A 25,357-nucleotide genomic window follows, 5' to 3' on the forward strand; every position below is an offset into this window, starting at 1 on the left:
CGCACCGCCCCGTGACCGTTCAGTTCCCCGCCGCCAGGAAGGCAGGTTCCCGCCGATGAGCGAGACGACCTCTACCCCCGACGAGTCCTACGACGACGTCGACGACACCCTCTCCTTCTCCGCCTCGGCCCCCGCCGAGCAGGTGACGGAGCAGGATCAGGACGTCGCGGAGGACGCGGACGTCGAGGTGGACGCGGACGTCGAGGCCGACGCCGCGGAGGATGCGGCCGACGAGGACTCTGCGGATGAGGACTTCGCCTCCGACGAGGATTCTGCGGAGGAGGACTCCGAGGGCGAGGAGCTCGCGGCCGACGAGGACGGCGTGCTCGTGGATGCCACCGAGGAGGGCTCCGTCGAGGAGACCGCCGCGGCGGAGGACGACGAGGACGAGGACCCGCTGCTGCAGCTGAAGATGCACCTGCGCTCCGCCCCCGGCGAGTGGTACGTCATCCACTCCTACTCCGGTCACGAGAACCGCGTGAAGACCCAGCTCGCCACGCGCACCGAGACCCAGGACATGGAGGACTACATCTTCGAGGTCCAGGTCCCCATGGAGGACGCGACCGAGGTCAAGAACGGCCAGAAGAAGATCGTCCGCCGCGTGCGCATCCCCGGCTACGTGCTGGTGCGCATGGACCTGACCACCGAGTCCTGGCGCGTCGTGCGCGACACCCCCGGCGTGACCGGGTTCGTGGGCGACGCGACCAACCCGACCCCGCTGACCTTCGACGAGATCTACTCGATGCTCGAGCCGTCCGTCGGCCTCCCCGAGAAGAAGCGCTCCGCCAGTGGCACCGCCGCGGCCTCCAAGCCCGCGGCCGCGCAGAAGATGCCCGACTTCCACGTCGGCGAGTCCGTCACCGTCATGGACGGTCCTTTCGAGACGATGCCGGCCACGATCTCCGAGATCCACACCGAGGCGCAGAAGCTGCAGGTGCTGGTGTCGATCTTCGGTCGCGAGACCCCGGTGGAGCTCGCCTTCGACCAGGTCGCCAAGATCTGAGTCACCCCGACTTCGCGGCGCGCCCGGCCCCGGCCGGACGCTCTCCCCAGCAGGGGAGTACGACCGAGATCACGCGTGATCAGGGTCGACGCCGCGGCGGCGTGCAGGTAACGTCGCACCTCGGGCCTCGTCCGTTCGCGGAAGGGGCCCGGCAGTGGGAGGAGCGCATGATGAGCTCCGCCCGGACCACACCACAGTAAGGAAGAGCAATGGCTCCCAAGAAGAAGATCGCGAGCATCATCAAGCTCCAGATCCAGGCCGGCCAGGCCACCCCTGCGCCGCCCGTGGGTCCCGCGCTCGGCGCTGCCGGCGTGAACATGATGGAGTTCGTGAAGGCCTACAACGATCGCACCGCCGATCAGCGTGGCAACATCATCCCGGTCGAGATCACGGTCTACGAGGATCGCTCGTTCACCTTCATCACGAAGACCCCGCCGGCCGCTGAGCTCATCAAGAAGGCCGCGGGCCTCCAGAAGGGCTCCGCGACCCCGCACACCGACAAGGTCGGCAAGATCACCCAGGCGCAGGTCCGCGAGATCGCGGAGACCAAGATGCCTGATCTGAACGCGAACGACATCGAGGCCGCGGCGAAGATCGTCGAGGGCACCGCTCGTTCCATGGGCATCACGGTGGAGGGCTGATAACGATGGCATTCCGTAGCAAGGCATACCGGAACGGCGCGGCGCTGATCGAAGAGGGTCGCACCTACTCCCCGCTGGACGCGCTGCGTCTGGCCCAGAAGAGCTCCCCGGCCAAGTTCGACGCCTCCGTCGAGGTGTCGATGCGCCTGGGCGTCGATCCCCGCAAGGCGGATCAGATGGTGCGCGGCACCGTCAACCTGCCCAACGGCACCGGCAAGACCGCCCGCGTCATCGTCTTCGCGACCGGTGCGCAGGCCGAGGCCGCCCGTGAGGCCGGCGCCGACGAGGTCGGCGACGACGAGCTGATCGAGAAGGTCGCCGGCGGCTGGACCGACTTCGACGCGGCCGTGGCCACCCCGAACCTGATGGGCAAGGTCGGCAAGCTGGGCCGCGTGCTCGGCCCCCGCGGCCTCATGCCGAACCCCAAGACCGGCACCGTCACCATGGACACCGCCAAGGCCGTGTCCGACATCAAGGGCGGCAAGATCGAGTTCCGCACCGACCGTGCGGCGAACCTCCACTACATCGTGGGCAAGGTGTCGTTCTCCGATCAGCAGCTGGTCGAGAACTACGTCGCGGCGCTCGACGAGATCCTGCGTCTCAAGCCGTCTGCGTCCAAGGGCCGCTACATCACCAAGATCACCGTGTCCACCACCATGGGCCCCGGCATCCCGGTCGATGTGAACCGCACCCGCAACCTCCTCGAGGACACCGACGAGGCCTGATCGACGTTCTGCGAGGAACGAGCGGTAGGAGATCAGGCAGTGCAGTAAGGCCTGATCGACGTTCTGCGAGGAACGAGCGGTAGGAGATCAGGCAGTGCAGTAGGGCCTGATCGACGTTCTGCGAGGAACGAGCGGTAGGAGATCAGGCAGTGCAGTAGGGCCTGATCGACGTTCTGCGAGGTCTCTCTACGATGCCCCGTCCACCCCTGCGGTGGGCGGGGCATCGTGCTGTCCTGGTCCTGGTCCTGGTCCTGGTTTTTGTCCTGGGACCTTTCGGCGACGCGAGGCGGGCCGAGATCTGGAGTCGCCTGCTCTCCCGCGCCGATCACCGTGGGGGTGGTACGGGAGGTCGATCAACTCCCCAGTCGAGGCGACGGGGAGCGAACCCCGGGTCGAACTCGCCGGAGCGCCTTCCCCGTCGGCCGACCCGCCCGGGCTCGGCGACGCCTACGGTGTCCGGGTGACCGATCTTCTCTCCCGGACCCGCAGCGACCTGGCGCCCGAGGAGCTCGTGAGCTCTGCCGGGGAGGTGCTGGCCCGCTTCGACCACCGCACGCAGGACTCCGGGAATGTGTCCTGGCTGGTGAGGACGCCCTCCGGCGACTACTTCGTGAAGTCGGCGGGGGAGGAGGAGCCCCCGCCCGGAGCGCCCCTACCCGTGCTGGACCGGTCCGCCCGGGTAGACCTGCTGCGCAACGCGGTCGAGATCGCGCGCAGCGTCGACCACCCCGCCCTCGCACGGCTCCGCAGTGTGATCGAGCTCTCCACCGGCCCGGTCCTCGTCTACGACCGCGCCTCCGGGGAGCTCGTCGGCGTCCCCGCCGCTCGGCGGAACGACCCGGACTCCTCCTACCGCCGCTTCGCCACCGCCCCGCCAGCGATCCGCCTCGCGGTCCTGGATCAGCTGCTCGACGCGCATCGCACTCTGGAGGAGGCCGGCTGGGTGGCCTGCGACCTGTACGACGGCTGCCTCATGGTGGACCCCGCCACCGCTCGCCTCACCCTGATCGACCTCGACACCTATCGGCGCGGCCCCTCCACCAACGACATGGGCAGGATGTTCGGCTCGACCCGCTTCATGGCCCCGGAGGAGTTCACCGCCGGCGCGCCCCTCGACGCGCGCACGACGGTGTTCACCCTCGGACGGCTGCTGCGGCACTTCGGCACCGGGCTCACCGAGGATCTCGCGGACTTCTGCGGCGGCGCGGCCCTGGCCGCGGTGGTGGAGCGCGCGACGCGGCGGGAGAGGACGGAGCGGCACGGGGGCGTCGGCGAGCTCGTGGCGGCCTGGACCGCAGCGCGGGACGCCGGCGCCGCGAGCTGAGGGGCCCGGCGGCCCGGAGACCCCACCCGAGGCGGTACCGCGCGAGCCACCGCCCCGGCCCCGCCCCCGAACCGCCCCGCCCCAGCACCGCCCCGCCCCGCCACCGCGCCCCCCGCCTCGCCACCGCAGAATCGCTCGCTGTGCGTCCAGATATGTCAGCACAGCGGGCGATTCCGTCGGAGGCGCGGAGCGCTCAGCCCTTCCAGGCCGCCTCGATGATCTCCTTCAGCTCGCTGAGCAGCGGCTGCTTGGGATTCGCCGGGGTGCACTGGTCCTCGTAGGCCCGGTAGGCGAGATCGTCGATGGTGCGATCCAGGTGCTCCCGCGTCACGCCGTTCGCCTCGAGGCTGAGCTCGATCCCGAGGTCCTCGGCGAGTTCGCGCACCGCGGTGATGAGCGACTCGACGCCCTCCTCCGTGCTCGACGCCGGAAGCCCCGCCACCCGCGCCAGGTCCGCCAGGTCGCGGTCGGCCCGGAACGACTCGTACTTCGGGAAGATCGCGCGCTTCACCGGACGGCTCGCGTTGTACCGGATCACGTGCGGCAGGAAGATCGCGTTGGTGCGCCCGTGGGCGAGGCCGAACTCGGCGCCGCACTTGTGCGACAGCGAGTGCACGATCCCCAGGAAGGCGTTGGCGAACGCCATACCGGCGAGGGCCGAGGCGTTGTGCACCCGCTCCTTGGCGATCGGGTCGTCCTCGAGCACGGCGGGCCGCAGGTTGGCCAGCAGCAACTGCAGCGCCTGCACCGACAGGCCGCGGCTGAAGTCGCTGGCCATGGTCGACACGTAGCTCTCGATCGCGTGGGTGAGGGCGTCCATGCCGGAGTCGGCGGCGGTGCGCCGCGGCACCGTGTCCACGAACTGCGCGTCGACGATCGCGACCGACGGCGTGAGCGCGTAGTCCGCGAGCGGGTACTTCACGTGCGTCTCGGCGTCGGTGATCACCGCGAACGGCGTGCACTCGGAGCCGGTGCCGGCGGTGGTCGGCACCGCCACCAGCTGCGCCTTCGCCCCCATCGTGGGGAAGCGGTAGGTGCGCTTGCGGATGTCCATGAACTTCTGCTTCATCCCGAAGTAGCTCGCCTCGGGGTGCTCGTAGAACAGCCACATGCCCTTCGCGGCATCCATCGCCGAGCCGCCGCCGAGGGCGATGATGCAGTCCGGGCGGAAGCGCTCCATCTGCTGGGCGCCCTCGAAGACGGTGGTCGAGGAGGGGTTCGGCTCGACGTCGGAGAACACGGTCCACTCCACGTCGCCGCGCCGGCGCAGCTGGTCCAGCACGATGTCGACGTAGCCGAACTGCACCATGCCCGGGTCGGTCACCACGAACACCCGCGAGATGTCGGTCATGTCCTGGAGGTACTGGATCGAGTACCGCTCGAAGTAGGTCTTCGGCGGGACCTTGAACCACTGCATGTTGTTCCTCCGCTCGGCGATGCGCTTGATGTTCAGCAGGTCGGCGGCGCCGACGTTGTGCGAGACCGAGTTGTGGCCGTAGCTGCCGCAGCCGAGGGTCAGCGAGGGCAGGAGCCCGTTGTAGACGTCGCCGATGCCGCCGAGGGCGCTCGGCGAGTTGACGATGATGCGGCAGGCCCTCATCCGCAGCCCGAACTCGCGCTCCAGCTCCGGATCGGTGGCGTGGAGGACCGCGGTGTGGCCGAGCCCGCCGAACTCGAGCATCTCCTCACAGCGGTCGAGGCCCTCGGCCCGGTCCTTCACGGTCGCGACCGCGAGGACGGGGCAGAGCTTCTCGCGGGAGAAGGGGTCCTGCTCGCCGACTCCGTCGATCGGGACGAGCAGCAGCGTCGTCCCGTCGGGGATCGTGAAGCCGGCCAGCTCCGCGATGGCGGCGGCGCCCATGCCGACCACGCCGGGCGCGATCATGCCCGCCTCGGTGACCATGACCTCCTGCAGCTTCTTCTTCTGGGCGGCGGTGACGAGGTGCGCGCCCTGGGCGGCGAACTCGTCGAGCACCGCGGTGCGCACGTCCCGGTGTAGGAAGATCGCCTGCTCGGACGCGCAGATCATGCCGTTGTCGAACGTCTTGGAGAGGATCAGGTCGTTGACGGTGCGGGCGATCGGCGCGGTGCGGTCGACATATACGGGCACGTTGCCGGGGCCGACGCCGAGGGCCGGCTTCCCGGTGGAGTACGCGGCGCGCACCATGCCTGCGCCACCGGTTGCGAGGGTCAGCGCGACGCTCGGGTGGTTCAAGAGCGCGGTGGTCGCGCCGAGCGACGGCTCCTCGATCCACTGGATGCAGTCGGCGGGGGCGCCGGCGGCGACGGCCGCGTCCCGCACCACGCGGGCGGCCTCCGCCGAGCAGCGCTGGGCCGACGGGTGGAAGGCGAAGATGATCGGGTTGCGGGTCATCACGGCGATGAGCGCTTTGAACATGACCGTCGAGGTGGGGTTCGTGACGGGGGTGACCCCGGCGACGACGCCCACGGGCTCGGCGATCTCGGTGATGCCGCGCTGGGTGTCCTGGGAGATGACGCCGACGGTGCGGTCGTCCTTCATCGAGTTCCAGACGTACTCGGTGGCGAAGAGGTTCTTCGTGCACTTGTCCTCGAAGAGGCCGCGTCCGGTCTCCTCGACCGCGAGCCGCGCGAGCGGCATGTGCTGGTCGACGCCGGCGAGGGCCATGGCGTGGACGATGGAGCGGATCTGCTCCTGGGTGTACGAGGCGTAGGCGGCCAGCGCGTGGCGTCCGCGCTGGGCGAGCTCGTCGATCATGGCGGCGACGGTGTCCTCGGTGGTGGGTTCCGTGGGGGTCGATGTGGTGCTCATGTCCCTGTCCTGTCCGCGGGACCGGTCGATCCCGTCACCCCGACATTAAGTGGACTGGATCACGGCGTCCAGCACCTGCTCGCGGCGGCGAACCTGCAGGTCAGGGTGCTTTCGAGGCATATCGTGACGACCGTGGGAGCGGGCGTCGACACGGCGGGCGGGACCTCGTGCCCCTTGCTGATCTGCGAGTTAGGAGATGTACTGGACGCTGGGGGAGGAGGCGGCGCAGCCGCCCCGTCGGCCGCGCGCGGAGGCCCGGAGGACCGAGGTCCCCCGATCTCGGGTGCGGGGCGACGGTGAGGGGATGCGGGCGGATCGCGCCTCTCGTCGACGGCCCGTGTCCAACATATTCCCGCCATCCTGAGTTCATGTGCTTGCTAGGTGCACCACGTAGATTCGCGACACGACCTTCGTGGGACTTGACCTTGGGAGCTGGGCTGAGTGGATCGCGGCCATCGCCGCGGGGATCGGGACCCTGCTCAGCATCTTCGCTCTCCGCCGTGCAGGGGAGGCGAACCGGACCGCCGAGAGGACGCGTCAGGAAGCTCTCGCTGCAGCGCAGGCGGCGGAGAGTCGAGAATCCGACCGGGACCGCCGTGCCGAGGAGCAGCGTCAACGGGTCGAGGAGGCCGAGGCGGCCCGCGACCGTCGGGAGAATCAGCGGGCATCGCGTGAGGCGGAGCGGGAGCATCGTCAGCTCGCCGGGAGCGTGCAGTCGTGGTGGGCGAAGAACGATGCCGGGGAATGGGGACTGCTCGTCTCGAACGAGATCGGTCCCGGCTCGGTCTTCCATGACGTCGAGATCTCGACAGTGGGCAACAAGTTCAGTCGGACGGTCACGATAGAAACCCTGCCGCCGGGACGGTTCTGAGTGACGAGCGGAACCGCGGCCACCCCATGGGGGCTCCCCAAGCCGATCGACGAGACCGCGCGCCTCGACCCGCTGATGCGCAGTCAGAACCACGGCGTGACGGCGATCTCCTTCACCGATCCGCTCGGGAAACGGTGGTGCTGGACGCCGCAGGACGGCTTCGCCTCCTGAGGGCGGGAGCATCTCGAACCGATCTCCCGCGATGTGACCGAGACCGCCGAGCGCGGCATGGCGCCGCCGCGGAGGCTGGTCTAGAGTTGTGCGTACCGAAGACCGCCGGTCGTCGCCCTCCACCCGGAGAGCGACCGAAGCGCCCCCTCCAGGGGCGGCCTGCGCAGGTGACCTGAAGCGATCCGCACGGATCCGCCCTCGTGGCGACATCGTGCGCCTGGCCTCGACACCTGCGTGTCGAGGCCTTTCCTGTGTCCGGGGTGGTTCAGGCAGGCGGCGAGAGACCTCTGGAAGGAGGGCCATGGCGAATCCCGAGAAGGTGGACGCCGTCGCGGAGATCGCGGAGCTGTTCCGCAACTCCGACGCCGCCGTCGTCACCGAGTATCGCGGACTCAGCGTGGGCGAGCTCAAGGAGCTCCGCCGTGCACTGGGTGCCGAGACGACCTACGCCGTGGTGAAGAACACGCTCACGGAGATCGCCGCCCGCGAGGCCGGCATCGACGTGTTCGACGGCACGCTCAGCGGGCCGACCGCTATCGCCTTCATCAAGGGCGAGCCGGTGGAGCCTGCCAAGGCTCTGCGTGACTTCGCCAAGACCCACGAGAACCTCGTGGTCAAGTCCGGCTACTTCGAGGGCAAGCTGCTCTCGAAGGAGGACGTCCAGAAGCTCGCGGACCTCGAGTCCCGCGAGGTCCTGCTGGCCAAGGCCGCCGGCGCCATGAAGGCGTCGATGTCCAAGGCCGCCGCAGTGTTTGCGGCGCCGCTGTCCAAGGCAGCGCGCACCGTGGACGCGCTGCGGGCCAAGCAGGAAGCCGCCTGAGCCGACCGGCTCACGGCTTCCGCACCACAGCCTCAGCGCTGTCCCCCGGACGCTCCCCAGCGAGCATCCGGACCGCATGACCTGGCGCATGTGCGCCGCTCTACACCGCAGGGACCCAAGGTCCCGACGACAGGAAGGAACGCCATCATGGCGAAGCTCAGCAACGACGAGCTCATCGAGGCTTTCAAGGAGATGTCCCTCATCGAGCTCTCCGAGTTCGTGAAGCAGTTCGAGGAGGTCTTCGAGGTCACCGCCGCTGCCCCCGTGGCCGTCGCCGCCGCTGGTGGCGCCGCTGCCGGTGGCGACGCCCCGGCCGAGGAGGAGAAGGATGAGTTCGACGTCATCCTCGAGTCCGCCGGCTCCGCGAAGATCGCCGTCATCAAGGAGGTGCGCGGCCTGACCTCGCTCGGCCTCAAGGAGGCCAAGGCTCTGGTCGACGAGGCTCCCAAGCCCGTCCTCGAGGGTGTCAAGAAGGACGACGCCGAGGCTGCCAAGGCGAAGCTCGAGGAGGCCGGCGCGACCGTCACCGTCAAGTGATCACCGGCGCTCGCTCCGGCGCGCGCCCCACTCGCTGACGGCAGTCGCACTGCCCCCTGAAGGGCCGTCCCGCATCATGCGGGGCGGCCCTTCCGCATGCCCGGGGCGCGCGGGTCGCCCGGAGCGCGTGGGTTGCCCGGGGGTGCGCGGGGCGCGCGGGGGAGCGGCCGACGGGTGCGGCCGGCGACGGCGCGGAGCCCGCCGGCCGCACGTCCCCGTCGGCCGCACGCCCCGTCGGCCGAATCCGAGCCCGACCAGCCATGACACCCGACCGCGCATCCCCTGTCGCCGACCCGCCGACACACCGCTCCGGACCCCGCCTGCTTGACTCGCGCGCCGATCCGGTCCATCATCTTTCGCGTACGGGCTGTTCCTGCCGCGCGTGCCCGGTGTGACGACACCGCCGGGACGGTCGAGCAAGACGGGCAGGAAGCATCGACAGAACTCCCGCGCCAGGCATATAGCGGCCGACGTGGATGGAGAGGTGCTTCACGGCCCTTGTGTCCATCCGCGGCTTTGTGTATGCTCGGTCCTTGCGCTGTGCGTCTCCCGTGGGTTCTGTCGTCGCCTGATCTCGACACCACAAGCTCCACCGCCCTGACGGGTGTTCGCCGCGCCTGGGATTCCGTCATCGGCCTGTGGAAGGACCCCCCTTTGGCTGCCTCGAGCACCGATCGCACCACCGACATCGCACTTCGTACCGCCTCCCCTCGCGTCACCTTCGCGAAGCTGGGGGACCCCCTCGAGGTTCCGGATCTGCTGAGTCTGCAGACCACCTCGTTCGACTGGCTGCTCGGCAACGAGCGCTGGCAGGAGCGTGCGGCCGAGGCCGCCGCCGCCGGCCGCGAGGACGTCCCGCAGACCTCCGGTCTCGCCGACATCCTCGAGGAGATCTCCCCGATCGAGGACTTCGCCGGCAACATGTCGCTGTCGTTCCGCGATCACACCTTCGACGACCCGAAGTACACGGTCGACGAGTGCAAGGAGAAGGACCTCACCTACGCGGCTCCGCTGTACGTCATCGCGGAGTTCATGAACAACGAGACCGGTGAGATCAAGACCCAGACGGTCTTCATGGGCGAGTTCCCGCTCATGACCGACAAGGGCACCTTCATCATCAACGGCACCGAGCGCGTCGTCGTCTCGCAGCTCGTCCGCTCCCCAGGTGTGTACTTCGAGGAGTCCATCGACAAGACCTCGGACAAGCACATCTTCTCCGCCAAGGTCATCCCCTCGCGCGGTGCCTGGCTCGAGTTCGAGGTCGACAAGCGCGATCAGGTCGGCGTGCGCATCGACCGCAAGCGCAAGCAGTCGGTCACGACCCTGCTGCAGGCCCTCGGCATGTCCCACAGCGACATCCTCGAGGAGTTCGGCGAGTTCGAGTCCATGCGCTCCACCCTGGAGAAGGACCGCATCACCTCGCAGGACGAGGCCCTCATCGACATCTACCGCAAGCAGCGCCCGGGCGAGCCGCCCACGCGCGATGCGGGCGAGGCGATGCTGAACAACCTCTACTTCAACAACAAGCGCTACGACCTCGCGAAGGTCGGCCGCTACAAGATCGGCAAGAAGCTCGGCCTCGAGGGCAGCCTCTCCGAGTCGACGCTGCGCCTGCAGGACATCGTCGCGACGATCAAGTACATCGTGGCCCTGCACGACGGCGTCACCGAGTACACCAGCGTCGACGGCCGCGAGGTCCGCGTCGAGACTGACGACATCGATCACTTCGGCAACCGTCGCATCCGCGCGGTGGGCGAGCTGATCCAGAATCAGGTCCGCACGGGCCTCTCCCGCATGGAGCGCGTCGTCCGCGAGCGCATGACCACGCAGGACGTCGAGGCGATCACCCCGCTGACCCTGATCAACATCCGCCCGGTCACGGCGGCGATCAAGGAGTTCTTCGGCACCTCGCAGCTCTCCCAGTTCATGGACCAGAACAACCCGCTGTCGGGCCTGACCCACAAGCGCCGCCTGTCGGCGCTGGGCCCGGGCGGCCTGTCCCGCGACCGCGCGGGCATGGAGGTCCGCGACGTCCACCCGAGCCACTACGGCCGCATGTGCCCGATCGAGACCCCCGAGGGTCCGAACATCGGTCTGATCGGCTCGCTGGCGACCTTCGCCCGCATCAACCCGTTCGGCTTCGTGGAGACCCCGTACCGCAAGGTCACCGACGGCCTCGTCACCGACGAGATCGTCTACCTCACCGCGGATGACGAGGATCGTCACATCATCGCCCAGGCGAACGCGAAGATCGGCGACGACGGCCGCTTCGCCGAGGAGCAGGTGCTGGTGCGCCTCTCCGGCGGTGAGCCGGACCTGGTCGACGCCTCCGAGGTCGACTACATGGACGTTTCCGCGCGTCAGATGGTCTCCGTCGCGACCGCGATGATCCCCTTCCTCGAGCACGACGACGCCAACCGTGCGCTCATGGGCTCGAACATGCAGCGCCAGGCCGTGCCGCTGCTCAAGTCGGAGATGCCGCTGGTCGGCACCGGCATGGAGCGTCGCGCCGCGGTCGACGCCGGCGACGTGGTCGTCGCGCAGAAGGGCGGCGTCATCGAGGAGCTGTCCGCCGACCTCATCGTGGTGATGGCCGACGACGGCACCCGTCAGACCTACCCGATCGGGAAGTTCCAGCGCTCCAACGCCGGCAACTCCTACAACCAGCGCGTGCTCTTCGACGAGGGCGACCGCGTCGAGGCGGGCTCGATCCTGGCCGACGGTCCCTCGACCGACCAGGGCGAGCTGTCCATCGGCAAGAACCTGCTGGTCGCGTTCATGTCGTGGGAGGGCCACAACTACGAGGACGGCATCATCCTGTCCCAGCGCATGGTCCAGGACGACGTCCTCACCTCGATCCACATCGAGGAGCACGAGGTCGACGCCCGCGACACCAAGCTGGGCAAGGAGGAGATCACCCGGGACATCCCGAACGTCGGCGACGACGTGCTGGCCGATCTCGACGAGCGCGGCATCATCCGCATCGGCGCCGAGGTCGAGCCGGGCGACATCCTGGTCGGCAAGGTCACCCCGAAGGGCGAGACCGAGCTGACCCCGGAGGAGCGCCTGCTGCGCGCCATCTTCGGCGAGAAGGCCCGCGAGGTGCGCGACACCTCGCTGCGCGTCCCCCACGGCGAGTCCGGCACCGTCATCGGTGTGCGCGTGTTCACCGATGACGAGGACGGCGACATCCTCCCCACCGGTGTCAACGAGATGGTCCGCGTGTACGTGGCCCAGAAGCGCAAGATCACCGACGGCGACAAGCTCGCCGGCCGTCACGGCAACAAGGGCGTCATCGCCAAGATCCTGCCGGTCGAGGACATGCCGTTCCTGGAGGACGGCACCCCGGTCGACATCATCCTGAACCCGATGGGCGTGCCCGGCCGTATGAACATCGGTCAGGTCATGGAGACCCACCTCGGCTGGGTCGCCAAGTCCGGCTGGGACCTCGACACCGAGGACCCGACCTTCGCGGACCTGCCCGAGTCGGCGATGCACGGCGAGCCCGGCACCCCCGTCGCGGTCCCGGTCTTCGACGGCCTCACCGCCGACGAGGTCACCGGCCTGATCAAGAACCACCGCCCCAACCGCGACGGTGAGCGCATGATCAAGGAGAACGGCAAGGCGCGCCTGTTCGACGGCCGCTCCGGCGAGCCGATCCCGGACCCGATCTCCGTGGGCTACATGTACATGCTGAAGCTCCACCACCTCGTGGACGACAAGCTGCACGCCCGCTCGACCGGTCCGTACTCGATGATCACGCAGCAGCCGCTGGGCGGTAAGGCCCAGTTCGGCGGCCAGCGCTTCGGCGAGATGGAGGTGTGGGCCCTGGAGGCCTACGGCGCCGCCTACGCCCTGCAGGAGCTGCTGACCATCAAGTCCGACGACATCTCGGGCCGTGTCAAGGTCTACGAGGCGATCGTCAAGGGCGAGAACATCCCCGAGCCCGGCATCCCGGAGTCCTTCCGCGTGCTGCTCAAGGAGATGCAGTCGCTCTGCCTGAACGTGGAGGTGCTGTCCAGCGACGGCACCGCCCAGGAGGTCCAGGAGAGCGACGAGGAGGTCTTCCGCGCGGCGGAGGAGCTCGGCATCGACCTGTCCCGCCGACCCCACGAGGGCGTCGGCTCCATCGAAGAGGTCTGACGGTCGGGGGAACCCGGAGGGGCGGACGGCGCGCACCAGCGCACGGACCGTCCGCCCTCTCCCTCCCCGCCCCGCCCTCGACCCCCGTTCCCTCAGACACCACGACTTCCGATCGAGAGAAGGACACCTGTGCTCGACGTCAACACCTTCGATGAGCTGCGCATCGGCCTCGCGACCGCCGATGACATCCGCGGCTGGTCCCACGGCGAGGTCAAGAAGCCCGAGACCATCAACTACCGCACCCTGAAGCCCGAGATGGACGGCCTGTTCTGCGAGCGCATCTTCGGTCCCACCCGGGACTGGGAGTGCTACTGCGGCAAGTACAAGCGCGTCCGCTTCAAGGGCATCGTCTGCGAGCGCTGCGGCGTGGAGGTCACCAAGTCCTCCGTGCGCCGTGAGCGCATGGGCCACGTGGAGCTCGCCGCTCCCGTCACCCACATCTGGTACTTCAAGGGCGTGCCGAGCCGCCTCGGCTACCTGCTGGACCTGGCCCCGAAGGATCTCGAGAAGATCATCTACTTCGCGGCCTACATGATCACCGACGTGGACGAGCAGGCTCGCCACGACGACATGCCCGACCTCCAGGCCCGCTTCGACCTCGAGGTCAAGGAGCTGGGGAACGAGCGCGACGCCGCCATCAACCAGCGCGCCGTCTCCGCGGAGAAGGATCTCGCCCAGCTCGAGGAGGAGGGTGCCAAGGCCGACGCTAAGCGCAAGGTCCGCGACTCCTCCGAGCGCGAGCAGGCCCAGATCCGCAAGAAGTACGACGCGGAGATCGAGCGCATCACCCGCGTGTGGGAGCGCTTCAAGGGCCTGAAGGTCGCCGACCTCGAGGGCGACGAGCAGCTCTACCGCGCCATGAAGCTGCGCTACGGCACCTACTTCGAGGGCGGCATGGGCGCCGAGGCGATCCAGCGTCGCCTCGCCGACTTCGACCTCGAGGCCGAGGCGATCTCGCTGCGCGAGATCATCGCCACCGGCAAGGGCCAGAAGAAGGCCCGTGCGCTCAAGCGCCTCAAGGTCGTCTCCGCCTTCCTCACCACCACCAACTCCCCGGTGGGCATGGTCCTGGACGCCGTCCCGGTGATCCCCCCGGACCTGCGCCCGATGGTGCAGCTGGACGGCGGCCGCTTCGCGACCTCCGACCTCAACGACCTGTACCGCCGCGTGATCAACCGCAACAACCGCCTCAAGCGGCTGCTGGATCTCGGTGCGCCCGAGATCATCGTGAACAACGAGAAGCGCATGCTGCAGGAGTCGGTGGACTCGCTGTTCGACAACGGCCGCCGCGGTCGTCCGGTCACCGGTCCGGGCAACCGCCCGCTGAAGTCGCTCTCCGACATGCTCAAGGGCAAGCAGGGCCGCTTCCGCCAGAACCTGCTGGGCAAGCGCGTGGACTACTCCGCCCGCTCCGTGATCGTGAACGGCCCGCAGCTCAAGCTGCACCAGTGCGGTCTGCCCAAGGGCATGGCGCTGGAACTGTTCAAGCCCTTCGTCATGAAGCGCCTGGTCGAGCTCAGCCACGCCCAGAACGTCAAGGCCGCCAAGCGCATGGTCGAGCGCGCCCGCCCCGAGGTCTGGGACGTGCTCGAGGAGGTCATCACCGAGCACCCGGTGCTGCTGAACCGTGCGCCGACCCTGCACCGCCTGGGCATCCAGGCCTTCGAGCCGCAGCTGGTCGAGGGCAAGGCCATCCACCTGCACCCGCTGGTGTGCGCCGCCTTCAACGCCGACTTCGACGGTGACCAGATGGCCGTGCACCTGCCGCTGTCCGCGGAGGCGCAGGCCGAGGCCCGCATCCTGATGCTGTCCTCGAACAACATCCTCAAGCCCTCCGACGGCCGTCCCGTGACCATGCCCGCCCAGGACATGATCATCGGTCTGTACCACATCACCACGGTGCGCGAGGACGTCCCCGGCGTGGGTCGCGCCTTCTCCTCCGTGGCCGAGGCGATCATGGCCTATGACCGGGGCGAGCTGCACCTGAACGCCTCGGTGGACATCCGCTTCGAGGCGGAGGAGATCGTCCCGCCGAGCGACTGGGAGGCCCCCGAGGGCTGGACCGAGGGCGACCCGGTCATCCTGCACACCACGCTGGGCGCGGTGTACTTCAACGAGACCCTGCCGGAGGACTTCCCGTTCGTGCAGGGCCAGGTCGGCAAGAAGCGCCTGGGCGTGATCGTCAACGCCCTCGCCGAGCGCTACGACAAGGGCCAGGTGGCCGCGTCCCTGGACGCGCTGAAGGCCTACGGCTTCTCGTGGTCCACCCGCTCGGGCGCGTCCTTCGCGCTGTCCGACGTGGTGACCCCGCCCAGCAAGGCGGAGATCATCGCGAAGTACGAGGCCAAGGCCGCGCAGGTCCAGGAGAACCGTGACCTGGGTCTGGTCTCCGAGACCGAGCGCAACATGGAGCTCATCGACATCTGGACCGAGGCGACCAACGAGGTCGACCAGGCCATGCGTCAGAACTTCGAGTCGACCAACACCATCTACCGCATGGTGGACTCCGGCGCCCGAGGCAACTGGATGCAGATCCGTCAGATCGCCGGTATGCGCGGTCTGGTGAACAACCCGAAGGGCGAGATCATCCCGCGCCCGATCCTCTCCAACTACAAGGAGGGGCTCTCGGTCCTGGAGTACTTCATCGCCTCGCACGGCTCCCGCAAGGGCCTCGCGGACACGGCGCTGAAGACCGCCCAGTCGGGCTACCTGACCCGTCGTCTGGTCGACGTCTCCCAGGACGTCATCGTCCGCGAGGACGACTGCGGCACGACCAAGGGCCTGGTGCTCCCGATCGCGGTCGAGGAGGCGGGCGCGCTGCGCACGCACGACCACGTCGAGTCCACCGTCTACGGCCGTGTCCTGGCGACCGCCGCGATCGGCGCCGACGGCACCGAGGCGGCGTCGGCGGGCACCGAGCTCGGCGACGTGCTCATCGAGCAGCTCGTCGAGGCCGGCGTGCGCGAGGTCAAGATCCGCTCCGTGCTGACCTGTGACTCCGCGGTGGGCACTTGCGCCCAGTGCTACGGCCGCTCGCTCGCGACCGGCCAGCTGGTCGACATCGGTGAGGCCGTCGGCATCGTCGCGGCCCAGTCCATCGGTGAGCCCGGCACGCAGCTGACCATGCGTACCTTCCACTCCGGTGGTGTGGCCAGCGCCGACGGCGACATCACGCACGGTCTGCCGCGTGTGCAGGAGCTCTTCGAGGCCCGCACCCCGGCCGGCTTCGCGCCGATCACCGAGTTCGCCGGCCGCGCCGAGATCGAGGAGAACGACAAGCAGCGTCGGATCACGGTCACGCCGGACGACGGCTCGGAGCCGGTGACCTACACCGTCTCCAAGCGCGTCACCCTGCTGATCTCCGACGGCGATCACCTCGAGGTGGGCCAGCAGCTCACCCAGGGCTCCGTCGACCCCAAGCAGGTGCTGCGCATCCTCGGCCCCCGCGCGGTGCAGCAGCACCTCGTGGACGAGGTCCAGAAGGTGTACATCAGCCAGGGCGTGGACATCCACGCCAAGCACATCGAGGTCATCGTGCGGCAGATGCTGCGCCGCGTGACGGTCATCGAGTCCGGCGACACCGACCTGCTGCCCGGCGACTTCGCCGAGCGCGTGACCTTCGAGCGCGAGAACCGTCGGGTCCTCGCCGAGGGCGGTCAGCCGGCCTCCGGTCGTCCCGAGCTCATGGGCATCACCAAGGCGTCGCTGGCGACCGAGTCGTGGCTGTCGGCCGCGTCCTTCCAGGAGACCACGCGCGTCCTCACCGAGGCCGCCCTGAACCGCAAGAGCGACCAGCTCATGGGGCTCAAGGAGAACGTGATCATCGGCAAGCTGATCCCGGCCGGCACCGGCCTGTCGCGCTTCCGCCGTATCGCGGTGGAGCCCACCGACGAGGCCAAGGCGCAGATGTACCAGGTGCCCGGCTACGACGAGCTGGACTTCTCCGGCTTCGGCCAGACCGGTGCCGTCAACCTCGACGACATCGACTACGCCGATCCCTTCCGGACGGACTTCCGCTGATCGGCGCTAAGCGCTGAGCGCGTGATCGTCTGATCCGCACCACCCCGACGGGCGGTCCCACCTCACGGTGGGGCCGCCCGTCGGCGTTCGTCCGGGGGCATGCCGGGGTGGGCGCGCGGGGGAGGGGCGGCCGACGCCCGCTGTGCCCCGCGCCACGGGCGCGCCTGTGGCCCAGGTCGCCGCGCCGGAGCCTGTGAGAGCGCTTTTCGTGACCTGTGCGGCACGGAGGTTCACGGGAGGGTAAAGAGCTTTCGGACCCTTGCCCAAACTCTTCCCCCCGCCCTTACGTCAGGGCGAGAAGAACGAAACCATGGATCCAGGCAGTTCCCGTGCGACCCTTCCTGCTGCGCCTTCCGGCGCCGGTGCGCGCGTGCCGGAGCTGCAGACCCCGCCCCGCGGGGTCCGACGCTCCAGACGACGACAGAGGACGCCGCGCGACCGCGGCAGGAACAGGTGGAATTGTGAAGAAGACTCCGTGGATCATCGGCGCTGCGACCGCGTGCGTGGTGGCCGTGGGCGGCGGCGGCACCGCGTATGCGATGTCCAGCACCGCCGACCTCGACGTGTACGGCGAGCAGTCCTCGGTCCGCCTGTTCTCGCAGCCGACCGTCGCCGAGCTCCTCGACGCCCAGGGCATCGAGGTCAAGGACACCGACCTGGTGCTGCCGGGCCTGGACGAGGTCGTCACCGACGGCCTGGCCATCCAGGTCATCCAGCGCACCCCCGTCACCGTGAGCGTCGACGGCGTGGACCAGGAGGTCCTCACCACCGGTGACACCGTCGCCGACGTGGTCGAGGAGACCGGCGCCGACACCGAGGGCGCCGAGATCACCCCCGCCCTCGACGCGAGCCTCGAGGACGCGAACGGCCAGGTCGAGGTCGTCACCCGCAAGACCGTCACCTTCGTGGGCCAGTACGGCCAGGACACCTTCGAGGTCACCGCCCTTACCGTCGGCGAGGCGATGAAGAAGGTCCTCAGCGACATCGAGGACACCGACACCTCCGACGTTCCGCTGGACACCGTCCTCGAGGACGGCTCGACCCACACCGTGAACCGCGTCCGCGAGACCGAGCGCACCGAGAAGGTCGAGGTCCCCTTCGAGACCAAGACCGTCGAGGACGACACCCTCCTCGAGGGCACCACCAAGACCACCACCGAGGGCAAGGCCGGCGTCACCGAGAAGGTCTTCTCCGAGAAGACCGTCAACGGCGAGGTCACCGAGTCCGAGCTCGTCTCCGAGAAGGTCGTCTCCGAGCCCGTCACCGAGGTGGTCGCCAAGGGCACCAAGCCGAAGCCCGAGCCCGAGCCCGAGGCCGCCCCGGCCGAGACCGCCGCGCCCGCGCAGAAGTCCACCGAGAAGCGCGAGGACACCGGGTCGAAGTCCAACCGCAGCACCGAGCGCAGCTCCTCCTCCGAGTCCTCCAGCTCCTCCGAGTCGAAGAAGTCGTCCAGCTCCTCCGAGTCGACGAAGTCCTCGAGCTCCTCCGAGTCCAAGAAGTCCTCGGAGTCCTCGAGCTCCAGCTCCTCCTCGAAGAGCTCCAACACCGGCGCCTCCGCCCCGGCGGCGCCCTCGGGCTCTGTCTGGGACCGCCTCGCGCAGTGCGAGTCCGGCGGCAACTGGTCCATCAACACCGGCAACGGCTACTACGGCGGTCTGCAGTTCAACCGCGGCACCTGGCTGGCCTACGGCGGCGACAAGTACGCCCCCACCGCCAACCTGGCCACCCGCGCCCAGCAGATCGACATCGCCAAGAAGGTCCAGGCCAACCAGGGCTGGGGCGCCTGGCCGGCCTGCACCTCGAAGCTCGGCATCCGCTGATCCACCGCTCCGCACCGCGGAGCAGCTGCACCGCAGCACCATCGCCGACGAGCGCGCCGCACACCCTGCGGCGCGCTCGTCGCGTCCCCGGGGGAGAGCGCGGGGGACCGGAGGGGGAGGGGCCTGCCCGTACCCTGCGCGTTCATCTCCTGGCAAATCGGCGGACACGTGCCGTCATGTGATCTGCGTCGGATGCGGGGCGAAGCTTTGACCCCGTCCCAGGGCGATAAGTAGACTCGAACCTGCGTCCGGAGTGCCCTCTGGTCGTGACCCGGGACTGACCCGCGGCCTTCACCGGCTGCGGGAGGTGTCCCCCGCGAGGAGCGGATCCTCGCGGCGTGCCCGAAAGCGGGCGGGTGGCCCGGCCCGGGCCCCTGCGCGAGGGCACCGATCACGGTCCTCCAGGACGCCCGGCAGACGCCATCGTCTGACGGGCGGGTCGATCCGCCATCATCCCCCGGGCCGGGGGAGGCGCATCGGGTCGCCGGCCGCGGAAGCGGTCGAAGATGTCGATCCTCCGGTGTCAACAGCACCGGTGGCCGAACAGGAAGAGAAGCTGTGCCCACTATTCAGCAGTTGGTGCGCAAGGGGCGCGAGGCCAAGTCCTCGACCTCCAAGACGCCCGCGCTCAAGGGGTCTCCCCAGCGCCGCGGTGTCTGCACGCGCGTCTACACCCAGACCCCCAAGAAGCCGAACTCCGCGCTGCGCAAGATCGCGCGTGTTCGTCTCTCCACCGGCGTCGAGGTGACCGCCTACATCCCCGGTGAGGGCCACAACCTGCAGGAGCACTCCATCGTGCTCGTCCGCGGCGGTCGTGTGAAGGACCTGCCCGGTGTCCGCTACAAGATCGTGCGCGGCGCCCTGGACACCCAGGCCGTCAAGGGCCGCCAGCAGGCGCGCTCCCGCTACGGCGCGAAGAAGGAGAAGAAGTAATGCCTCGTAAGGGCCCCGCTCCCAAGCGCCAGCTCGTCGTCGACCCGGTCTACGGCTCGCCGATCGTCACCCAGCTGATCAACAAGATCCTCCTCGACGGCAAGAAGACCGTCGCCGAGGGCATCGTCTACGACGCCCTCGAGGGCTGCCGTGAGAAGAACGGCCAGGACCCGGTCGTCACCCTGAAGAAGGCGCTGGACAACATCCGTCCGTCGCTCGAGGTCCGCTCCCGCCGCGTCGGCGGTGCGACCTACCAGGTCCCGATCGAGGTCAAGCCCGGCCGCGCCACCACCCTGGCGCTGCGCTGGCTGGTCAGCTACGCCCGCGCCCGCCGCGAGCACACCATGACCGAGCGTCTGATGAACGAGATCCTCGACGCCTCGAACGGCCTCGGTGCCGCTGTGAAGCGCCGCGAGGACACCCACAAGATGGCCGAGTCCAACCGCGCCTTCGCTCACTACCGCTGGTGAGCGCACGGTGGGGCCCGCCCACTCGTGGGTGGGCCCCACCGCTCGCCGTCCGCGGCCCCGCACCATCCGTCCTTCAGAAAGGCACAAGCCCGTGGCACTCGAAGTGCTCAGCGACCTGAACAAGGTCCGCAACATCGGCATCATGGCTCACATCGATGCCGGCAAGACCACCACGACCGAGCGCATCCTCTTCTACACCGGCGTGAACTACAAGATGGGCGAGACCCACGACGGCGCCGGCACCATGGACTGGATGGAGCAGGAGAAGGAGCGCGGCATCACGATCACGTCGGCCGCGACGACCTGCTACTGGCACGACAACCAGATCAACATCATCGACACCCCCGGCCACGTGGACTTCACCGTCGAGGTGGAGCGCTCGCTGCGCGTGCTCGACGGTGCCGTCGCGGTGTTCGACGGCAAGGAGGGCGTGGAGCCCCAGTCCGAGACCGTCTGGCGCCAGGCCGACAAGTACGACGTGCCCCGCATCTGCTTCGTCAACAAGATGGACAAGCTGGGCGCCGACTTCTTCTTCACCGTGAAGACCATCATCGACCGCCTCGGCGCCAAGCCGCTGGTCATGCAGGTCCCGATCGGTGCCGAGAACGACTTCCAGGGCGTCGTCGACCTCGTCGAGATGAAGGCCTACGAGTGGCCCGAGAAGCTCGACGCGGACATGCCGGCGATCAACGCCAAGAAGGGCGACGCGTCGCTGGGCCAGTGGCAGCGGGAGATCCCGATCCCCGCCGAGCTGCAGGACACCGTGGACGAGTACCGCTCCAAGCTGGTCGAGGACGTGGCCGAGAGCTCCGAGGAGCTCATGGACAAGTACCTCGAGGAGGGTGACCTCTCCGTCGAGGAGCTCAAGGCCGGCATCCGCGCCCTGACCGTCTCCTCGCAGGCGTACCCCGTCTTCTGCGGCTCCGCCTTCAAGAACAAGGGCGTCCAGCCCATGCTCGACGGCGTCATCGACTACCTGCCCTCCCCGCTCGACGTGCCCCCGATGGAGGGTCACAAGCCGGGCGACGAGGAGACCACCCTCACCCGCAAGCCCGACTGGAACGAGCCCTTCTCGGCGCTCGCGTTCAAGGTCGCGGCCCACCCGTTCTTCGGTGCGCTCACCTACGTGCGCGTGTACTCCGGTCAGGTGAAGCAGGGCGACCAGATCCTCAACGCCACCACCGGCAAGAAGGAGCGCGTCGGCAAGCTCTTCCAGATGCACTCCAACAAGGAGAATCCGGTCGAGGAGGCCTTCGCGGGCCACATCTACGCGTTCATCGGCCTGAAGGACACCACCACCGGTGACACCCTGACCGATCCGTCGAACCCGATCCAGCTCGAGTCCATGAGCTTCCCGGAGCCGGTCATCTCGGTCGCCATCGAGCCGAAGACCAAGGGCGACCAGGAGAAGCTCGGCGTCGCGATCCAGAAGCTCGCCAAGGAGGACCCGACCTTCCAGGTGGAGCTCGACGAGGAGACCGGCCAGACCGTCATCAAGGGCATGGGCGAGCTGCACCTCGACATCCTCGTGGACCGCATGCGCCGCGAGTTCAACGTCGAGGCGAACATCGGCAAGCCCCAGGTCGCCTACCGCGAGACCATCAAGCGGACGGTGGAGAAGTACGACTTCACCCACAAGAAGCAGACCGGTGGCTCCGGCCAGTTCGCGAAGGTCCAGATCACGTTCGCCCCGCTCACCGACGCGGAGGAGGGTGTGTTCTACGAGTTCGAGAACAAGGTGACCGGTGGTCGCATCCCGCGCGAGTACATCCCGAGCGTGGACGCGGGCATCCAGGACGCCCTGCAGTCGGGCATCATGGCCGGCTACCCGGTCGTGAACGTCAAGGCCTCCCTGATCGACGGCGCCTACCACGACGTCGACTCCTCGGAGATGGCCTTCAAGATCGCCGGCTCCATGGCCGCCAAGGAGGCCCTGCGCAAGGCGCAGCCGGTCCTCCTCGAGCCGCTCATGGACGTCGAGGTCCGTACTCCTGAGGAGTACATGGGAGATGTCATCGGCGACCTGAACTCGCGTCGCGGGCAGGTGCAGTCGATGGAGGACGCGAGCGGGGTCAAGATCGTCCGTGCTCTCGTCCCGCTGTCGGAGATGTTCGGCTACGTCGGTGACCTGCGGTCCAAGACCCAGGGTCGTGCGATGTACACCATGCAGTTCGACAGCTACGCGGAGGTTCCGTCCAACATCGCGGACGAGATCGTCGCGAAGACCCGGGGCGAGTGAGAAGTCGGGGGAGCAGGTAGTAGGCTCCTGCTCCTGTTCCCCCGCTTCCCTCGGACCTCCTCCCCTCAGGGAGGGGATCCGATCCCGATCCAGAAGTACCACGAGAAGAAGTCCTAGGAGGACACCACAATGGCCAAGGCCAAGTTCGAGCGGACCAAGCCGCACGTCAACATCGGCACCATCGGTCACGTCGACCATGGCAAGACCACGCTGAGCGCCGCGATCTCGAAGGTCCTGTACGACAAGTACCCCGACGTCAACGAGAAGCGCGACTTCGACACGATCGACAACGCGCCCGAGGAGAAGCAGCGCGGCATCACGATCAACGTCTCGCACATCGAGTACGAGACCGAGAAGCGTCACTACGCGCACGTCGACGCCCCCGGCCACGCCGACTACGTGAAGAACATGATCACCGGTGCGGCGCAGATGGACGGCGCCATCCTCGTGGTCGCCGCCACCGACGGCCCGATGGCCCAGACCCGTGAGCACGTTCTGCTCGCGAAGCAGGTCGGCGTTCCCTACCTGCTCGCCGCGCTGAACAAGGCCGACATGGTCGACGACGAGGAGATCCTCGAGCTCGTCGAGATGGAGGTCCGCGAGATGCTGGGCGCCCAGGGCTTCGACGAGGACGCTCCCGTCATCAAGGTCTCCGCGCTCAAGGCCCTCGAGGGCGACGAGAAGTGGGTCAAGTCCGTCGAGGAGCTCATGGAGGCCGTCGACGAGTCCATCCCGGACCCGGTTCGTGACCTCGACCAGCCCTTCCTCATGCCGATCGAGGACGTCTTCACGATCCAGGGTCGTGGCACCGTCGTCACCGGCAAGGTCGACCGCGGCAAGCTCGCGATCAACTCCGAGATCGAGATCGTCGGCATCCGTGAGCCCCAGAAGACCACGGTCACCGGCATCGAGATGTTCCACAAGCAGATGGACGAGGCGTGGGCCGGCGAGAACTGCGGTCTGCTGCTCCGCGGCACCAAGCGCGAGGACGTCGAGCGCGGCCAGGTCGTCGTGAAGCCGGGCTCCATCACCCCGCACACCCAGTTCGAGGCGCAGGTCTACATCCTCTCCAAGGATGAGGGCGGCCGTCACAACCCGTTCTACTCGAACTACCGCCCGCAGTTCTACTTCCGGACCACCGACGTCACCGGCGTCATCACGCTGCCCGAGGGCACCGAGATGGTCATGCCCGGCGACAACACCGAGATGACGGTGGAGCTCATCCAGCCCATCGCCATGGAGGAGGGCCTCGGCTTCGCCATCCGTGAGGGTGGCCGCACCGTGGGCTCCGGCCGCGTCACCAAGATCCTCAAGTGATCTGAGCGGGGGAGACCCCGCGGACGCGAGGCGCTCCTCCGAGCGCCCAGCCGTCGAGAAGGCCCCGCACCGGTTCTCCGGTGCGGGGCCTTCCGCATGCCCGAGGGCGGGCGCGTGTCGGTCGGGATGCGGCCGACGGGGGGCGCCGTCGGGCATGCGGCCGACGGGGCGCCGCCGGGAGGCGCGGCCGACGGGGACCGGCCGGCCGGCGGGGACTGGCCGGCCGACGGGGCGGCCGACGGGGGCGTGCTGGCAGAGCGGCCGACGGGGGCGCTGCCGAGGGCAGCGTGGTCGCTCCGTTCTCCGTGCTCGGTGCTCCTCCGTGCTCCGCGCACCGGCCTCGACCACGACACGGCCCCCGGTCCGCGCGGTCCGCGGGGCCGGGGGCCGAGGGATGAGTCAGCGGGGGTCGGGCGAGGTCAGCGCTCCTGGTCGCCCTCGGCGGAGCGACCGTCGGCGGCGCCGTCGGCCGACGAGGAGTCGATCCCCGCGCCCTCGGAGCCGCCCTGCGCGGAGTCCGCCGCGCTTGCCGGGCGGGAGTCCTCGCGCAGCGGGGTCCCCGCAGGCTGGCCGAAGCTCGGACGTGGGGAGCGCTGGCTCGAGGAGTCCGCGGTGCCGGGCCCCTGCGCGGCCGGCTGACCGAAGGACTGGTGCGGGGCGCGCTGCGACGGGGCCTGCTGCTGGCCGCCGTAGCCGTACTGCTCGGAGGGGGCGGAGTCCGAGGGGACCGAGGCGCCGTACTGCCCGGTCGGCTGAGCACCGTACTGCCCGCCCTGCGGGGCCGCGCCGTGCTGCTGCGCGCCGTGCTGGGGGTGGCCCTGCGGGGCGCCGCCGTACTGACCGCTCGTGCCGAACTGGCCCCCGGTGCCGTGCTGACCGCCGGCACCGTACTGACCGGCGGCGCCGGGCTGAGCACCCGGCACGCCGACCGGTGTCCGGACCGCAGGGGCGGCACCGGACTCGGCGAGGATGCGGCGGGCCTGGTCGGCATGCTTGTGCTCGACCAGCAGCTCGTACTGCATCGGGATCGTGGCGGTCATCGAGGTGAAGTCGCGCTTGCCGCCGGTCATGGCGTAGCCGATCACCGCCCAGACGGTGAAGAACACGATGCCCATGACGATGCTGGACAGCACGATCATCATGCTGCCGGGGCTCAGCAGGAGCAGCAGCAGGCCCAGGAACAGGCCCATCCACAGACCGGAGAGCGCGCCCTGCCCGATGACCTTGGGCCAGGTGCGTCGGCCGGTCACGCGCTCCATGAGCTTCAGATCGGTGCCGACGATGAGGGTCGACTGCACCGGGAACTCGTGGTCGGCGAGGGTGTCGACCACGGACTGGACCTCCTGATAGGTGCTGTACACACCGAGCGAGCGCGGGTACTCGAGGTCGTACAGGCGCGCGGTCAGGGGGGAGGCCGGCTGCTGGCTCTGCGGAGGCTGACTCATGCGGCCCACGGTAGACCCTGAAGACGCGAATCACCTGGGCGGGAACCGGACGCTCCCGGGGCAGGGTTGCCGAACCGTGACATTGCG

General features: G+C 68.8%; 17 protein-coding genes. 15 read left to right on the forward strand and 2 right to left on the reverse strand.

Annotated elements, in window-relative coordinates; all coding sequences use genetic code 11:
• Positions 1–55 precede the first annotated feature (55 nt).
• The 4 genes from nusG (at position 56) to HNR70_RS02170 (ending at position 3,693) form a co-directional block, all read left to right on the forward strand.
• Positions 56–1,003 carry a transcription termination/antitermination protein NusG gene (gene nusG / locus HNR70_RS02155; protein WP_184324209.1) on the forward strand — a complete coding sequence of 316 codons (948 nt, stop codon included), beginning with the start codon at positions 56–58 and terminating at the stop codon, positions 1,001–1,003.
• Positions 1,004–1,212: 209 nt separating this feature from the next.
• On the forward strand, positions 1,213–1,644 hold the full coding sequence (rplK, locus tag HNR70_RS02160) for a 50S ribosomal protein L11 (RefSeq protein ID WP_184324210.1): 432 nt from the start codon (positions 1,213–1,215) through the stop codon (positions 1,642–1,644).
• Between the two features lie 5 nt (positions 1,645–1,649).
• Positions 1,650–2,369 (forward strand): 50S ribosomal protein L1, encoded by a 720-nt coding sequence (gene rplA, locus HNR70_RS02165; RefSeq protein WP_184324211.1) that lies wholly within the window; start codon positions 1,650–1,652, stop codon positions 2,367–2,369.
• Between the two features lie 460 nt (positions 2,370–2,829).
• Positions 2,830–3,693 (forward strand): protein kinase family protein, encoded by an 864-nt coding sequence (locus HNR70_RS02170; protein WP_184324212.1) that lies wholly within the window; start codon positions 2,830–2,832, stop codon positions 3,691–3,693.
• Between the two features lie 193 nt (positions 3,694–3,886).
• Here HNR70_RS02170 and adhE read toward each other — a convergent pair whose 3' ends face one another.
• Entirely contained in the window at positions 3,887–6,484 is a 2,598-nt protein-coding gene (gene adhE, locus HNR70_RS02175; RefSeq protein WP_184324213.1) for a bifunctional acetaldehyde-CoA/alcohol dehydrogenase, read from the reverse strand.
• Between the two features lie 709 nt (positions 6,485–7,193).
• On the opposite strand from adhE, the gene HNR70_RS02180 reads away from it, so the two are divergent.
• From HNR70_RS02180 to tuf, 11 genes are all read left to right on the forward strand, one after another.
• Positions 7,194–7,355, forward strand: a complete 162-nt coding sequence (locus tag HNR70_RS02180; RefSeq protein WP_184324214.1) for a hypothetical protein — start codon at positions 7,194–7,196, stop codon at positions 7,353–7,355.
• Positions 7,356–7,526, forward strand: coding sequence for a hypothetical protein (locus HNR70_RS02185; protein WP_184324215.1), 171 nt, complete (start codon positions 7,356–7,358; stop codon positions 7,524–7,526).
• A gap of 301 nt (positions 7,527–7,827) precedes the next feature.
• Positions 7,828–8,346 carry a 50S ribosomal protein L10 gene (rplJ, locus tag HNR70_RS02190; RefSeq protein ID WP_184324216.1) on the forward strand — a complete coding sequence of 173 codons (519 nt, stop codon included), beginning with the start codon at positions 7,828–7,830 and terminating at the stop codon, positions 8,344–8,346.
• A 147-nt stretch (positions 8,347–8,493) separates the two neighbouring features.
• Entirely contained in the window at positions 8,494–8,883 is a 390-nt protein-coding gene (gene rplL / locus HNR70_RS02195) for a 50S ribosomal protein L7/L12 (protein ID WP_184324217.1), read from the forward strand.
• A gap of 654 nt (positions 8,884–9,537) precedes the next feature.
• Positions 9,538–13,026, forward strand: a complete 3,489-nt coding sequence (rpoB, locus tag HNR70_RS02200) for a DNA-directed RNA polymerase subunit beta (protein ID WP_184324218.1) — start codon at positions 9,538–9,540, stop codon at positions 13,024–13,026.
• A 129-nt stretch (positions 13,027–13,155) separates the two neighbouring features.
• Entirely contained in the window at positions 13,156–17,046 is a 3,891-nt protein-coding gene (locus tag HNR70_RS02205) for a DNA-directed RNA polymerase subunit beta' (protein ID WP_184324219.1), read from the forward strand.
• Between the two features lie 461 nt (positions 17,047–17,507).
• Positions 17,508–18,866: a resuscitation-promoting factor gene (locus HNR70_RS16160; protein WP_184324220.1), complete on the forward strand. Its 1,359-nt coding sequence runs from the start codon at positions 17,508–17,510 to the stop codon at positions 18,864–18,866.
• Positions 18,867–19,424: 558 nt separating this feature from the next.
• Positions 19,425–19,799, forward strand: coding sequence for a 30S ribosomal protein S12 (rpsL, locus tag HNR70_RS02215; protein ID WP_184324221.1), 375 nt, complete (start codon positions 19,425–19,427; stop codon positions 19,797–19,799).
• Positions 19,799–20,269: a 30S ribosomal protein S7 gene (gene rpsG, locus HNR70_RS02220; RefSeq protein WP_184324222.1), complete on the forward strand. Its 471-nt coding sequence runs from the start codon at positions 19,799–19,801 to the stop codon at positions 20,267–20,269. Before rpsL ends, rpsG begins: the two co-directional genes overlap by 1 nt.
• Before the next feature lie 91 nt (positions 20,270–20,360).
• Entirely contained in the window at positions 20,361–22,508 is a 2,148-nt protein-coding gene (gene fusA, locus HNR70_RS02225; protein WP_184324223.1) for an elongation factor G, read from the forward strand.
• Positions 22,509–22,637: 129 nt separating this feature from the next.
• Entirely contained in the window at positions 22,638–23,825 is a 1,188-nt protein-coding gene (gene tuf / locus HNR70_RS02230) for an elongation factor Tu (RefSeq protein ID WP_184324224.1), read from the forward strand.
• A gap of 419 nt (positions 23,826–24,244) precedes the next feature.
• Here tuf and HNR70_RS02235 read toward each other — a convergent pair whose 3' ends face one another.
• Entirely contained in the window at positions 24,245–25,270 is a 1,026-nt protein-coding gene (locus HNR70_RS02235; RefSeq protein ID WP_184324225.1) for a general stress protein, read from the reverse strand.
• Positions 25,271–25,357 lie beyond the last annotated feature (87 nt).

The organism is Brachybacterium aquaticum (genome assembly GCF_014204755.1).
GTDB lineage: Bacteria > Actinomycetota > Actinomycetes > Actinomycetales > Dermabacteraceae > Brachybacterium > Brachybacterium aquaticum.